Annotated in this window: 13 protein-coding genes; 9 read left to right on the forward strand and 4 right to left on the reverse strand. The window is 72.4% G+C overall.

Translation table 11 applies throughout. From position 1 onward, the window contains the following. The first annotated feature begins 73 nt into the window (after positions 1-73). The 3 genes from rhaS (at position 74) to SAM23877_RS04515 (ending at position 2,658) form a co-directional block, all read left to right on the forward strand. A complete protein-coding gene (gene rhaS, locus SAM23877_RS04505) occupies positions 74-1,159 on the forward strand; it encodes a rhamnose ABC transporter substrate-binding protein (protein ID WP_053127162.1) in 1,086 nt (361 codons plus the stop codon). Between the two features lie 64 nt (positions 1,160-1,223). Continuing rightward, positions 1,224-1,544 carry an L-rhamnose mutarotase gene (locus tag SAM23877_RS04510; RefSeq protein WP_053127163.1) on the forward strand — a complete coding sequence of 107 codons (321 nt, stop codon included), beginning with the start codon at positions 1,224-1,226 and terminating at the stop codon, positions 1,542-1,544. An 85-nt stretch (positions 1,545-1,629) separates the two neighbouring features. Beyond that, positions 1,630-2,658, forward strand: a complete 1,029-nt coding sequence (locus tag SAM23877_RS04515; RefSeq protein WP_053127164.1) for a LacI family DNA-binding transcriptional regulator — start codon at positions 1,630-1,632, stop codon at positions 2,656-2,658. A 25-nt stretch (positions 2,659-2,683) separates the two neighbouring features. Here the strand turns inward: SAM23877_RS04515 and SAM23877_RS04520 are convergent, their stop codons facing one another. The 3 genes from SAM23877_RS04520 to SAM23877_RS04530 form a co-directional block, all read right to left on the reverse strand. Continuing rightward, on the reverse strand, positions 2,684-5,362 hold the full coding sequence (locus tag SAM23877_RS04520) for a SpoIIE family protein phosphatase (protein WP_053127165.1): 2,679 nt from the start codon (positions 5,360-5,362) through the stop codon (positions 2,684-2,686). Between the two features lie 190 nt (positions 5,363-5,552). After that, on the reverse strand, positions 5,553-6,605 hold the full coding sequence (locus tag SAM23877_RS40000) for a DUF6215 domain-containing protein (RefSeq protein WP_053127166.1): 1,053 nt from the start codon (positions 6,603-6,605) through the stop codon (positions 5,553-5,555). A gap of 133 nt (positions 6,606-6,738) precedes the next feature. Beyond that, positions 6,739-7,113 carry a winged helix-turn-helix transcriptional regulator gene (locus SAM23877_RS04530; protein ID WP_053127167.1) on the reverse strand — a complete coding sequence of 125 codons (375 nt, stop codon included), beginning with the start codon at positions 7,111-7,113 and terminating at the stop codon, positions 6,739-6,741. 78 nt (positions 7,114-7,191) lie between these two features. On the opposite strand from SAM23877_RS04530, the gene SAM23877_RS04535 reads away from it, so the two are divergent. The 5 genes from SAM23877_RS04535 to SAM23877_RS04555 all read left to right on the forward strand — a co-directional run bounded on the left by SAM23877_RS04535 (position 7,192) and on the right by SAM23877_RS04555 (position 11,513). Beyond that, entirely contained in the window at positions 7,192-7,602 is a 411-nt protein-coding gene (locus SAM23877_RS04535; RefSeq protein ID WP_053127168.1) for a RidA family protein, read from the forward strand. Between the two features lie 240 nt (positions 7,603-7,842). Then, a complete protein-coding gene (locus SAM23877_RS04540; RefSeq protein WP_342342856.1) occupies positions 7,843-9,138 on the forward strand; it encodes an MFS transporter in 1,296 nt (431 codons plus the stop codon). 303 nt (positions 9,139-9,441) lie between these two features. Then, positions 9,442-10,434 carry a dihydroxyacetone kinase subunit DhaK gene (dhaK, locus tag SAM23877_RS04545; protein ID WP_053127170.1) on the forward strand — a complete coding sequence of 331 codons (993 nt, stop codon included), beginning with the start codon at positions 9,442-9,444 and terminating at the stop codon, positions 10,432-10,434. Positions 10,435-10,510: 76 nt separating this feature from the next. Beyond that, entirely contained in the window at positions 10,511-11,110 is a 600-nt protein-coding gene (gene dhaL, locus SAM23877_RS04550) for a dihydroxyacetone kinase subunit DhaL (protein WP_053127171.1), read from the forward strand. Continuing rightward, the gene (locus SAM23877_RS04555; protein WP_053127172.1) at positions 11,103-11,513 is read left to right on the forward strand and encodes a PTS-dependent dihydroxyacetone kinase phosphotransferase subunit DhaM; all 411 of its coding nucleotides are present in this window, start codon (positions 11,103-11,105) and stop codon (positions 11,511-11,513) included. Before dhaL ends, SAM23877_RS04555 begins: the two co-directional genes overlap by 8 nt. Before the next feature lie 213 nt (positions 11,514-11,726). Here SAM23877_RS04555 and SAM23877_RS04560 read toward each other — a convergent pair whose 3' ends face one another. Further along, positions 11,727-12,371 (reverse strand): TetR/AcrR family transcriptional regulator, encoded by a 645-nt coding sequence (locus SAM23877_RS04560; protein WP_053127173.1) that lies wholly within the window; start codon positions 12,369-12,371, stop codon positions 11,727-11,729. 135 nt (positions 12,372-12,506) lie between these two features. On the opposite strand from SAM23877_RS04560, the gene SAM23877_RS04565 reads away from it, so the two are divergent. Further along, positions 12,507-13,268 carry an SDR family NAD(P)-dependent oxidoreductase gene (locus SAM23877_RS04565; RefSeq protein WP_053127174.1) on the forward strand — a complete coding sequence of 254 codons (762 nt, stop codon included), beginning with the start codon at positions 12,507-12,509 and terminating at the stop codon, positions 13,266-13,268. The last annotated feature ends 2 nt before the right edge of the window (positions 13,269-13,270 follow it).

Consider the following 13,270-nt stretch of genomic DNA (forward strand, 5'->3'; position numbering starts at 1 on the left):
CCCCGCGGCCCGGCCGGCCCGCGCGGCCGGTCCCGCCGCCCTTCCCCCTCCCGTCCAGGCAAAGGAACGTCCCATGTTCGGCACCACCACCGGATCGCGCCGCCTGACCCTCGCCCTGGCCACCGCCACCGCCCTCGTCCTGGGTGCCACCGCCTGCGGCGGCACCACCAAGGACGACGCGTCCAAGGACGGCGCCGGCGCGGCCGCCGGCAAGGCGGACCCCAAGGCCGAGACCAAGAAGGGCCTCACCGTCGCCTTCCTGCCCAAGCAGGTCAACAACCCCTACTTCACCACCGCCGACAAGGGCGGCGAGAAGGCGCTCGGGGAACTGGGCTCCACCTACAAGGAGGTCGGCACCAGCAGCGGCACCGACACCGCCGGCCAGGTCAGCTACGTCAACACCCTGACCCAGCAGCAGGTCGACGCCATGGCCGTCTCCGCGCAGGACCCCGGTGCCCTGTGCACCGCCCTCAAGCAGGCCATGCGGGGCGGTGTCAGCGTCGTCACCTACGACTCCGACACCAACAAGGACTGCCGCCAGGTGTTCGTCTCCCCGGCCTCCGCCGAGGACCTCGGGCGCACCCAGGTGGAGCTGCTGGCCCGGCAGATCGGCGGCAAGGGCGAGATCGCGATCCTGTCCGCGGCGCAGACCGCGACGAACCAGAACACCTGGATCGACGTCATGCAGAAGGAGCTGAAGAAGCCCGCCTACAAGGACATCGAGCTCGTCAAGGTCGCCTACGGGGACGACGACGCGCAGAAGTCCTTCCAGCAGACCCAGGGCCTGCTGCAGGAGTACCCGAACCTGAAGGGCATCATCTCCCCCACCACCGTGGGCATCAAGGCCGCCGCCCAGTACCTGTCCGGGTCCAAGTACAAGGGCAAGGTGAAGCTCACCGGGCTCGGCACCCCGAACGACATGCGCGCCTACGTCAAGAACGGCACCGTCGAGCAGTTCGAGCTGTGGGAGCCGGCCAAGCTCGGTGCTCTCGCCGCCCGCGCCGCCGTCGCGCTCGAGTCCGGCCAGATCACCGGCAAGGAGGGCGAGACCTTCGCCGCCGGCGACCTCGGGACGATGACCATCGGCGCGGACGGAGTGGTCTCTCCGGGTGAGCCGACCGTCTTCGACAAGGCCAACATCGACGAGTACGACTTCTGATCCGCAGGACAGCCGTGGGGCCCCGGCGGTGCCGGGGCCCCACGCTCGACAACAGGGTGGTCCGATGCAACGCGTCTGCTTTCTTCTGAAGGTCCGCTCCGAGAGGGTCGCCGAGTACCGCGAGCGTCACCAGGACGTGTGGGCCGACATGCTCGCCGCCCTCTCCGGGGCCGGCTGGCACAACTACTCCCTCTTCCTGCGGGAGGACGGTCTGCTCGTGGGCTATCTCGAGACCGAGGACTTCGAGGCGGCCCGGGCGGCCATGGCCGCCACCGAGGTGAACGCGCGCTGGCAGGCCGAGATGGCGGGGTTCTTCGAGGAACTCGACGGGGAGGCGCCCGACGCCGCCATGCGCCCCCTCACCGAGGTCTTCCACCTGGCGTGAGCCGGAGCGCCGCCTTCGTACGACGAACGCTTCCCCGGACCGGCCAGAGGACCCGGACGGGGACGGAACAGCAGGGGACACACGCATGACGCACTCCACGCCGGCCGTCGGCATCAAGGACGTGGCTCGGGAGGCGGGCGTCTCCGTGGGCACCGTCTCCAACGTGCTCAACCGGCCCGGCCGCGTCTCCCAGCGCACGCGGCGTCACGTGGAGCAGGTGATCGCGCGCCTCGGCTACGTGCGCAGTGAGTCCGCCCGTCAGCTGCGAGCGGGCCGCAGCCGTGTCGTGGCCGTGCTCGTCCTCGACATGGGCAACCCCTTCTTCGTCGACCTGGCCCGGGGGGCCGAGCGGACGGCCCGGGAGGCGGGCCTCGCCGTCACGCTGTGCAACAGCGCGCAGAGCGCGCGGAAGGAGGCGGAGTACCTCGAACTCTTCGCCGAACAGCGGGTCCGCGGGGTGCTGGTCACCCCCGCCGATCCCAGCGGGCGCAGCCTGGGTGACTTCCGGCGGCACGGGATCCCGTTCGTTCTCGTGGACCGGGTGGCCGTCGGCACGGAGGGCTGTTCCGTCTCGGTCGACGACGTCACCGGCGGCGCCCTGGCCGTCCGCCACCTCACCGGTGCGGGACACAGCTCCCTCGCCTACGTCAGCGGACCGCCCCACCTCAGGCAGGTGCAGGACCGCCGGACGGGGGCGCTGGAGGCCGTCGCCCAGGCCGGTCTGCCGCCCACGGCGTTGCGGGAGATCCCCACCGAGCGCCTCGACGTGGCCGCCGGACGGGACGCGGGGGCGAGACTGCTGGGTCTGGCGGAGCGGCCCACCGCCGTCTTCTGCGCCAACGACCTGCTGGCCCTCGGAGTGCTCCAGTTCATGTACACGGCCGGGGTCAAGGTCCCCGACGACCTGGCCATCGTCGGGTACGACGACATCGAGTTCGCCGCCGCGGCGACCGTACCGCTGACCTCCGTCCGCCAGCCCGCGCGCACGATGGGGACCATGGCCGCCGACCTCCTCCTCCAGGAGGCCGGTGACCGGGCGGACGAGCACCGTCACGAGCACGTGGTGCTCCAGCCCGAGCTGGTCGTACGCGGGTCGAGCCTTCCCGGGCGGTGAAAGCCGCCGCCGGGTCGGGCACCGGTCACAGACCGGGCGGCGTCCCGGACGACGGGGTCTGCTCCGACCAGATGACCTTTCCGGTCTCGGTGTAGCGGGTCCCCCAGCGGTCGGCCATCTGGGCCACGAGGAAGAGGCCGCGCCCTCCCTCGTCGGTGGTGGCCGCGTAGCGCAGGTGCGGCGCGGTGCTGCTGCCGTCGCAGACCTCGCAGACCAGGGTCCGGTCGTACAGCAGGCGTACCCGCACCGGGTCGGTGCCGTGGCGCACCGCGTTGGTCAGCAGCTCGCTGAGGATCAGCTCGGTGACGAAGGCTTCCTCGTCCAGGCCCCACTCGGCGAGCCGGTCCGTGACCTCGCGACGGATGCGGGAGACGACCGCCGGGTCGCGTTCGACGTCCCACACGGCCACCCGGGACGGGTCGAGGACGTGCGTGCCGGCCACCAGGAGCACCACGTCGTCGGTGGTGCGGTCGGCCGGCAGTTGGGCCAGCACCTGGGCGCACGTCGCCTCGGGGGTGCGTCCGGCCCGGGTGAGGCCCTGCCGCAGCAGCTCGATGCCCTCGTCGACGTCCCGGCCACGGCTCTCCAGCAGGCCGTCGGTGTACAGCACCAGCCGGCTGCCCTCGGGCACGTCGAGCTCGACCGCCTCGAACGGCAGGCCGCTGCCGACGCCGAGCGGCAGTCCCACGGGGCTGTCGGGGAAGCGGACCGATCCGTCGGGCAGCACCAGCGCCGGGCCGGGGTGTCCCGCCCGGCTCAGGGAGCAGCGGCCCGCCACCGCGTCGTAGATCGCGTAGAGGCAGGTCGCCCCGGCGATCTCGGCGCGGTCCGGTCCGGCCTCGTGATCGAGCCGGGAGACCAGTTCGTCGAGACGCGCGAGGAGTTCGTCGGCGGGCAGGTCGAGAGCGGCGAAGTTGTGCACGGCGGTCCGCAACCGTCCCATGGTGGCGGCGGCGTGCAGACCGTGCCCCACCACGTCGCCGACCACCAGGGCGACGCGGGCGCCCGGCAGCGCGATGACGTCGAACCAGTCCCCGCCCACCCCGGCTTCCGCCGGCACGTACCGGTAGGCGACGTCGAGGGCGTTCTGCTCGGGCAGTCCGCTCGGCAGGAGGCTGCGCTGGAGGGCCACGGCCGTCTCGTGCTCGCGGGTGTAGCGGCGGGCGTTGTCGATGCACATCGCCGCCCTGGCGGCCAGTTCCCGGGCGAACGCCTCGTCGTCCTCGACGAAGGGCTCCGGGTTCTGCGAACGCCAGAAGTTGACCATGCCGAGGACCACGCTGCGCGCGTGCAGCGGGACGGTGAGGACGCTGTGGAAGCCGTGCGCGACGATGCGCTCGGCGTGCTCCGGGTCGCTGCCGTACCAGCCGAGCGCCGTGTCCACGTCCGCCTCGGGCAGGGAGTGCCGCGCGGTGCCGCCCAGGGAGCCGGGGCTGGTGGGCACCGTGCCGGTCACCCGGCCCGCCGGGTGCAGGGGGTGGTCGTCGTGCAGGCCGGCGACGGCGGCCCGCCGCAGCCGGGCGAGCGGGCCGTCCGACTCCCGCGGCTCGTCCCCGCGGAACACCGACTCCGCCAGGTCCACGGTGGTGAAGTCCGCGAACCGCGGGGTGGCCACCCGGGTCAGCTCCTGCGCGGTGGTGGTGACGTCCAGGGTGCTGCCGATCCGCGCGCCGGCCTCGTAGAGGAGCAGGAGACGCTCGCGCACCGCCTCCACCCGGCCGAGGACCGCACGCAGGTCCGTCGTGTCCCGCAGGGTGGCGACGGCGCCGGGCGGCCCGCCGTGGTCGCCGGTGATCCGCACGTTGACCGCAAGGAGCCGGTCCTCCACCGGCACCACCTCGTCGGTGGTGGGCCGGCCGGACGCCAGGAGCTCGGCGATCCGCGGGTGCAGTCCGGACCCGGCGAGCGGGCGCCCCTCGGCGTCCGCCGGGAGTCCGAGCAGTCTGCGGGCCTCGTCGTTGGCCAGCACCAGCCGCTGCCTGCCGTCGGCGATCACGACGCCTTCCCGCACGGCGTGCAGCACCGCGTCGTGATGCTCGTACATCCGCGTCATCTCGTCGGGACCGAGGCCGCGGGTCTGCCGGGACAGGCGCCGGTTCACCAGCGCCGAGCCGCCGACGGCCAGGAGGAGGGCGGCTGCGGTGCCGGCGAGGATGACCGGCATCTGGCGCTCGGCGGACTCGTCGACGTCGCTGGTGGTGATCTCGACGGCCACGAGTCCGGCGACCGAACCGTCGCTCCGGAAGACGGGCACGACCGAGTCGACGGCCGGACCGACGCTGGCACTGAGCTCCCTCGTCACGGGAACACCCTGCGCCGCCTCCTCGTACGGGCCCAGGACGCGCTTGCCGATCAGGTCCGTGTCGGGGTGCGTGTACCGGATTCCCCGGGTGCTCGACACCACGACGAAGGCCACGTCGGCCGCCTGGCGGACCGCCTCGGCACGGGGCTGGAGCACGGCCGTCGGGTCGGGGCCGTCCAGCGCCTCGGCGGTCCCCGGGGCGTTGGCGAAGGTCTGCGCGACCGACAGCGTCCGGTCCCGGGCCGCCTGGGTGCTGTCCCGCCGGACCTGGAGCACCAGGGCCACCACCGCCGCGACGGCGAGCAGCACGACGAGCACCAGTTGCAGCAGGAACACCTGTCCGGCGACGGTCCGTACCTTCGGCCCGCGGGCCGGCACTCGTCGCGCGCGAATAACGGACATATCCGTCATTATGGGCGCGGTTGCACGGCCCCACTCCGCGACACCGCGGGCGAGCGGTCCTCTGTGTCGCGGCGAAAACCGCCTCCGGGCCGCCGCGCACCGTCTCGCGTCCTACGACACGACCGTCGTCGACGCCCTCCGCGTTCCGCGGCCGGTGACGCACCGAAGGCCGGGTTCTGCGAGCGCCTCGTCACACCGCCCGTTCGGGGATCGCGGGAAGAACCTTCTCGGCGATGTCCAGCAGCGCGCTGTCGTCCGGGAGGGCTCCGGACTCGCTCCACACGGTGAGGTCGTAGTAACCGCCCCGGTCCTTCCCGTCGAAGGCCACGGAGAGCGTCCTGGCCAGGGGTCCCTGCTCGACCGGTCCGCCGGTTCCGCCGCTCCCGAGATCGAACTCGATCCTCATGGTGTGGTCCGAGGCGAGGACCGCGGGCCGGCCGAGGACCGTGAGCGTCCTGACGTCCGTCTCCTCACCGAACTCCATGAGTTTCACGTACTGGGCGATCGACAGCTTGTTGTACGTGGCCGAGACGTTCACGGTGTAGGTGTCGAACTGGACCTCGGCCTCCGGCTGGGCGACCCTGCCGTCGGTCAGCGGAGCGGTGTTGCTGGTGCCGGACGCCACGGTCGCGGTCTCCGCGGGCGTGCCGAGGAGCTGGGCCAGGTCGGGCCTGTTGAGCGCCTCGCACAGCTCGTCGCCGGTCGCGGCCCGGGGCGTCTTCTCGTAGGCGCTCGGCAGCTTCTCGTCCTCCCCGCTCGCACACGAGGCGGCCTGCGGCGTGCCGGTGTCGTCGGAGGGGAGCAGCTCGGGGCCCAGCCACAGCGTGGCCCCGATCGCCGCGAACACGGCCACGGCCGCGGCGGCCTGGCCCCAGGCGTTGGGCTCCTTCTCGGCCGCGACCGGGGCGGGAGGCCGCACCGCCGGGGCCGGAGCCGGAGCCGGTACCGGTTCCTGGGACTGGGACTGGGACTGGGATTGCGGCTGCGACTGCGGCTGCGCGTCGGACACCGTCCCGTCCGCGGCGACCGTCGGACCGGGGTTGCGACGGGCACGGAAAGCCCGGACCACCGCGTGGACGCGCACCGCCGTGAACACCAGGAAGACCGTCCCGATCCCGGCTGCCGCCCATTCGCCGTCGTGCAGGGCGAGATACATGATGCGCACGCCGAAGACGGACCCGACCAGGATGAACAGAGGCTCGCGGACCCAGAAGGGCAGGAGGCGGAGGAGGAAACCGAGCATCCGGCGATCTCACCAGCACAAGATCGCGTTGGCTGTGGTGGAAGCCACAGTTCCGGCCCGGGACCGAACTGTGATGGAACAGGGCGCCACGGCGCTCCCGATCACCCTCGTGCGCCCACCCGCCGATCCCCCGTCAGAGGCCGTCCGTTTCGCCTCGCGCCTCGAAGTCTCGGCGCGCTCGTTCGACCGCGGGCATGTTCTGCGAGGCCCACGCCAGCAGAACGTCGACGGGGTGGCGAAGGGTCTTGCCGAGGGGCGTAATCAGGTACATGACCGCCACGGGGCGCGTGGAGACGACCTTGCGTTCGATCACGCCGTTGCGTTCGAGTCGCCGGAGCGTGGCGGTCAACGACTTCTGCGTGACCTGGGGGATGGCCCGGCGCAGCTCGTTGAAGCGACACGGACGTTCGCAGAGCTCGTTGAGGATGCCGAGCGACCACTTGTCGAGTATCTGGTCGAGCAGTTCGCGGTGCGGGGCGTCGATGACGAGTTCCTCGTCGGTATCCATGACGAAACCTGGTCTCGTTGAAGTGCCTTTCTCCTACTAGGTAGCTTACAGATACCTGCTCTGGAGGAGAGAAAGACCATGACAGTTCAGTACTTCACGCCGGACGGCATGCTGAGGCCGACCCCGTACCACCACGTCGCCGTGGGCACCGGGACGCGGCACGTCCACGTCAGCGGGCAGATCGCGCGCCGGGCGGACGGAACTCCGGTCGCTCCCGGCGATCTGGCCGGGCAAGTCGCCCAGGCACTGCGCAACACCTCCGTCGGGCTGACGGGCGCGGGGGCGTCGTTCGCCGACGTTCTGCGCCTGACGTTCTACGTGACGAAGTGGAGCCCGGAGAAGATCGGCGACTTCATGGAGGGTGTGCAGGCCGTCGCCGACGAGATCGGACTCGGGCTCCCCTTGCCGCCGGCCTCCCTCATCGGTGTCGAGTACCTCTTCGAGCCGGACGTCCTCGTCGAGGTCGAGGCAACCGCGCTCCTCGACTGAGCCCCATCGTCAGGTGCCGCAGCGGTGGATCTCCGAGACCGGTCCAGCCGCGCTCCAGCCCCCGTTGGCGGCATTCGGCCGGGAGGAGCGGAGAGCAGTCGGGGCGGGCAGCGAGGAACGTGACCGCGAGGTCGGACGCAACCGTTCCCGGACGTTGCCACCCCCTCGCCCGAGGAGTCATGACACCTGGGCGGTAATTGCGTTGTACGGGCCCGACGTCGTGGGAGAGCATGCGCGTTCGTGACTTCGCGAGCAGATGAGCCCCTCCACGAAGCGGCCCCGCACGCCCCCGCCGTGGCCCTCACCCCCTCCACCCCGGCGCACCGTGACGGCAACGTACTGCGCTGGCTGATCGCCTACACCTTCTCCGTGGTCGGCGACGCCGCCTACTTCGTGGCGCTCGGCTGGGCCGCGCAGAAGGTGGCCGGGCCGGCCCAGGTCGGCCTGGTGATGGCGGTCGGCGCGATACCCCGGGCGATCCTCATGCTCGGCGGCGGTGTGATCGCCGACCGGTTCGGCCCGCGCAGGGTGGTCATCTCCTCCGACGCGGTCCGCGCCGTAGTGATCCTCGCGGCCGCCGCGGCGCTCGCGTTCAGCACGCCCGGCCTCTGGTTGCTCGTCGCGCTCGCCCTCGTCTTCGGCGTCGTGGACGCCCTGTTCATGCCGGCGGTCGGAGCCATGCCGCCCCGGCTCACCGGCCGCGACCAGCTGATGCGGGTGCAGAGTCTGCGCAATCTGGTGCAGCGGTCCGGCCACATCGCCGGTCCGCCGCTCGCCGGGTTCTCGATGGGGCTCGGCGGCCCCGCCGCCGCGTTCGCCGTGACCGGCGTCCTCTTCACCCTCTCGCTGTTCCTCCTGGTCGCGGTCCGGCTCGCCCCGCTGCCGCCCGAGGAACAGCCCGCCGCGGACTCCACCGCCCGCCGCGACCTGGTCGACGGCATCGTCTACCTGCGCCACGAGCCCGTCGTCGGCCCGCTCGTCCTCTCCGGACTGCTCTCCATGATCGGCTGCATCCCGCCGATGGCGATCGGCGTCATCATGCTCGCCGAGGAACGCGGCTGGGGCCCCTCCGGCGGTGCCTGGGTGAACGCCGCCCTCAGCACCGGCGTCTGCACGACCTCGCTCCTGCTCGTCGTGCGCGGCCGCTTCCCCCGGGCCGGCCACTGGCACAACATCACCCTGCTCGTCGCCTCCGCCGGCATCGGCCTGATCGGCGTCATGCCGAATCTCGTTCTCGCGGTCGCCGTGGCCCTCGTCTCCGGCCTGGTCTCCGGCCTCTGCGGCGGTCTGGCCATGGCCCTGATGCAGGCCAACACCGTCCTCGCCTTCCAGGGCCGGGTCGCCTCCGTCCAGGCGCTCAGCGCGGTCGGCATCACTCCGGTGATGTTCCCGCTCTTCGGCCTCCTGGTGGAAGGATGGGGCGTCGGCCCCACCTTCCTCCTCTTCGGCTGCATCAGCATGCTCGGCGCCACGGTCTCCACCGCCTCCCACGCCGTCCGCCACGCCGACCTGGACTTCACGAGGACCACGGACTGACTCCGGCCCCCGGCCGGGGCCTCCGGCCGCAATCACCTCCACCGTCGCGTGACGGGCCCGCCGGCAACGTGACCTTCGCTGCCGCAAGGCCGATACTGCCGTGTACAGGAGCCGCAGTCGTCGACAACCGATCACCACAGAACCTGACGGGCCATCACAGAAGTCGGCATCAGGTCGTCATCAGCACCGCCGGGGCCCGCCCCGGGCCGTCAGGAACGTCAAGATCGAAAACTGACCCTACCCACTCTGATCTGGGACAACGCAATTCCAGAGCCTGCCTGCCCATCTCTCCAGGAGGTACCCGTGAAGATGCTCATCAACGTCCCCGAGACCGTGGTCGCGGACGCGCTGCGCGGGATGGCGGCGGCCCATCCCGAGTTGGCGGTCGATGTCGAGAACAGGGTGATCGTGCGGCGGGACGCTCCCGTCTCCGGGAAGGTCGCCCTGGTGTCGGGGGGCGGCTCCGGGCACGAGCCGCTGCACGGTGGGTTCGTGGGGCCCGGCATGCTGTCCGCGGCCTGTCCGGGTGAGGTGTTCACCTCGCCGGTGCCGGACCAGATGGTGCGGGCCGCGGCGGCCGTGGACAGCGGCGCGGGGGTGTTGTTCATCGTCAAGAACTACACCGGTGACGTGCTCAACTTCGACATGGCCGCCGAGCTGGCCGAGGACGAGGGCATCCAGGTGGCCAAGGTGCTCGTCAACGACGACGTGGCGGTGACGGACAGCCTCTACACGGCCGGGCGGCGGGGCACCGGGGCGACGCTGTTCGTGGAGAAGATCGCCGGCGCCGCGGCGGAGGAGGGCCGGCCGCTGGAGCGGGTGGAGGCGATCGCCCGTCAGGTCAACGACCGCTCCCGCAGCTTCGGCGTCGCGCTCAGCGCCTGCACCACACCGGCCAAGGGCAGCCCCACCTTCGACCTGCCGGCCGGTGAGCTGGAACTGGGCATCGGCATCCATGGGGAACCCGGCCGGGAGCGGCGCCCGATGATGACCTCCGGCGAGATCGCCGAGGCCGCCGTGGACGCGGTGCTGACGGACCTCGCTCCGCGCAGTCCCGTGCTCGTGCTGGTCAACGGCATGGGGGCGACGCCGTTGCTGGAGCTGTACGGCTTCAACGCCGAGGTGCAGCGGGTACTCGGCGAGCGCGGCGTCGCCGTCGCCCGCACCCTCGTCGGCAACTACGTCACCTCGCTGGACATGGCGGGGGCCTCGGTCACCCTGTGCGAGATCGACGAGGAGCTGCTCGGACTGTGGGACGCTCCGGTGCGGACGCCGGGCCTGAGGTGGGGCATGTGACGGTGGACGGGGAAGGGATCGCACCGTACCTAGACGGGGAAGGGATCGCACCGTACCTACCAGGCAAGGAGATCCAGTGCTCGACGCCGACTTCTTCCGCCGTTGGATGACGGCGACCGCCCTCATGGTCGACCGCGAGGCGGAGCGGCTCACCGCCCTCGACTCGCCCATCGGCGACGCCGACCACGGCAGCAACCTCCAGCGCGGCTTCAACGCCGTGACGGCCACGCTGGAGAAGGAGGCACCCGACACCCCCGGCGCGGTGCTGACCCTCGCCGGACGGCAGCTCATCTCCACGGTCGGCGGCGCGTCCGGGCCGCTGTACGGGACTCTGCTGCGCCGCACCGGCAAGGCCCTCGGGGACGCCGCCGAGGTGAGCGCGGAACAGCTGGCCGACGCGCTGCGCACCGGAGTGGACGCCGTCCGGACCCTCGGGGGCGCCGCACCGGGTGACAAGACCATGATCGACGCCCTGGTGCCGGCCGTGGACGCTCTCGGCGAGTCGTTCGCCGCGGCCCGTGCCGCGGCCGAGGAGGGGGCCGAGGCGACCGTGCCGTTGCAGGCCCGCAAGGGCAGGGCGAGTTATCTCGGCGAGCGCAGCATCGGCCACCAGGACCCCGGGGCCACCTCGGCGGCGCTGCTGGTGGCCGCACTGGAGGAGGCCGCCGGTGAGTGAGGGGAAGCTGGTCGGGATCGTGCTGGTGTCGCACAGCGCCGAGGTCGCCGCGTCGGTGGCCGAGCTGGCGAAGGCCCTGTCGGGCGGTGGCACGGCGGTGCCGGTCGCGCCGGCGGGCGGCACCGCGTCCGGGGGCTTCGGCACCAGCTCCGAGCTGGTGTCCGCCGCCGCCGCGTCCGTGGACCGGGGCGCGGGGGTCGCCGTCCTCACCGACCTCGGCAGTGCCGTACTCACCGTCAAGGCACTGCTCGCCGAGGGGGACGAACTACCGGAGGACACCCGTCTGGTGGACGCGCCGTTCGTCGAGGGTGCGGTGGCCGCGGTCGTCACCGCCGCGACGGGCGCCGACCTCGCGGCCGTCGAGGCGGCGGCCGCGGAGGCGTACTCCTACCGGAAGGTGTGACCGGGCGGCCGGTCCTCCGGGAAGGGGAGGAAGGGGCAGCCGATCCTCCAGGAAGGAGGGGCAGCTGGTCCTCCAGGAAGGGCGGCGGCTCCGGCCCCGCCGCCCGGCCGCCCCGGTCGGCCCGTCGTCCTTCCCGGCCGTCCTGGCGCCCCGCCGGCCCGTCGTCCCTCCCCGCCGGCCCGTCGTCCCTCCCCGCCCCCGGCCGGCGGGGTGTCAGGTGAGGCCTGCCGCCGCGGTCCTCAGGGCGGTGCGCAGCGTCGTGGTCAAGCTCGCGCGCGCGGACGCGGCGTCGCCGTCGGTGCCGGCCGTCTCCCAGGCGTGGTGTTCGACCGCCGCGCGCAGTGCCGCGTTGAACATGGCCGCCTGGATGGCCGGCCGCAGGTCGTCGGCGGGCAGCCCGGCCCGTTCGGCGAGGGCGCGGGCGAACACCGGTTCCGCCTCGTCGTAGGTCTGGAGCCAGACCGCGCGCAGGCCCGGTTCGGTGCGGGTCAGCCGCACCAGGGCCCCCACGGTGGTGTGGGCGGGTCCGGCGAGCAGCCGCCCGTCCCGCTCCGTCCCCTGTTCGAAGTCGAAGGCCTCGTCGAGGGGATGGCCGGGCCGCCACCGCCGCAGCGAGTCGGCGATCAGTTCGGCACCGGCCGTCAGCAGCGGGCGTACGCAGCTCTCCTTGGTCGGGAAGTAGCGCCACACCGTGCGTGCCGAGATGCCGGCCGCCCGGCCGATCTGGTCCCCCGTGGTGGCGGCGACCCCCTGCGCGACGAAGAGGTCCACGGCGGCGCGGGCGATCTCCAGCCGGATCTCGGCCTTGCGTTCCTCGGTCAGGGGCGGTCGTCCTGTGCGTCCGCGAGTTGCGGCCATCTCTTCCTCCGGCGCCGGTGGTGTGCTCCGGGGAATTCTCCACGAGCACTTTTTGTCACTCAGCGACATTAAGTCGTAGAGTGGCGGACCGGCGGGCTCCGCGCCCACCTCCGGACCTCACAGAAGGAGCACCACATGACCGGTCGACCGGACGGGCGCAGTGTCATCGTCACCGGGGCGGGATCGGGCATCGGGCGTGCCGCCGCCCTGGCCTTCGCCGCACAGGGCGACCGCGTCGTCCTGGCGGACCTCGACGCCCAGGGCGCCGAGGCGGCCGTCCAGGAGATCGAGCGGGCCGGCGGGACCGCCGTGGCCGTGGCGGGCGACCTGAGTGAACAGGCCGTCGTGGACCGGGTGACGGCGACCGCGCTCGAGCGGTTCGGCGGGATCGACGTGCTGGTGAACAACGCCGGGATCATGGACCGGATGTCGGCACTGGCCGACGTGAGCGACGCCGAGTGGGAGCGGGTCCTCAGGGTGAACCTCACCGCTCCCTTCCTGCTGACCCGCGCGGTACTGCCGCACATGCTGGCGGCGGGCCGGGGTGCCGTCGTCAACACGGCGTCGGAGGCGGGTCTGCGGGGCAGCGCGGCGGGCGCCGCCTACACGGCCTCCAAGCACGGTGTGGTGGGACTGACCAAGAACCTGGCGGTGATGTACCGGGGACGCGGCATCCGCGCCAACGCCATCTGCCCGGGCGGTACGCAGACCGCCATCTCCGTCGACGTCGAGCAGGGCGCCCACGGGCCGGCCGCGCTCGGACCGCACTTCGTCAACCTCGGCCGGGTGTCGCAGCCCGAGGAGCAGGCCGCGGCGATCGTGTTCCTGGCCTCCGAGTCGGCGAGCAACATCAACGGCGCCATCCTGCCCGTCGACGACGGCTGGTCCGCCGTCTGAGG

It is taken from the genome of Streptomyces ambofaciens ATCC 23877 (assembly GCF_001267885.1).
Classification (GTDB): domain Bacteria; phylum Actinomycetota; class Actinomycetes; order Streptomycetales; family Streptomycetaceae; genus Streptomyces; species Streptomyces ambofaciens.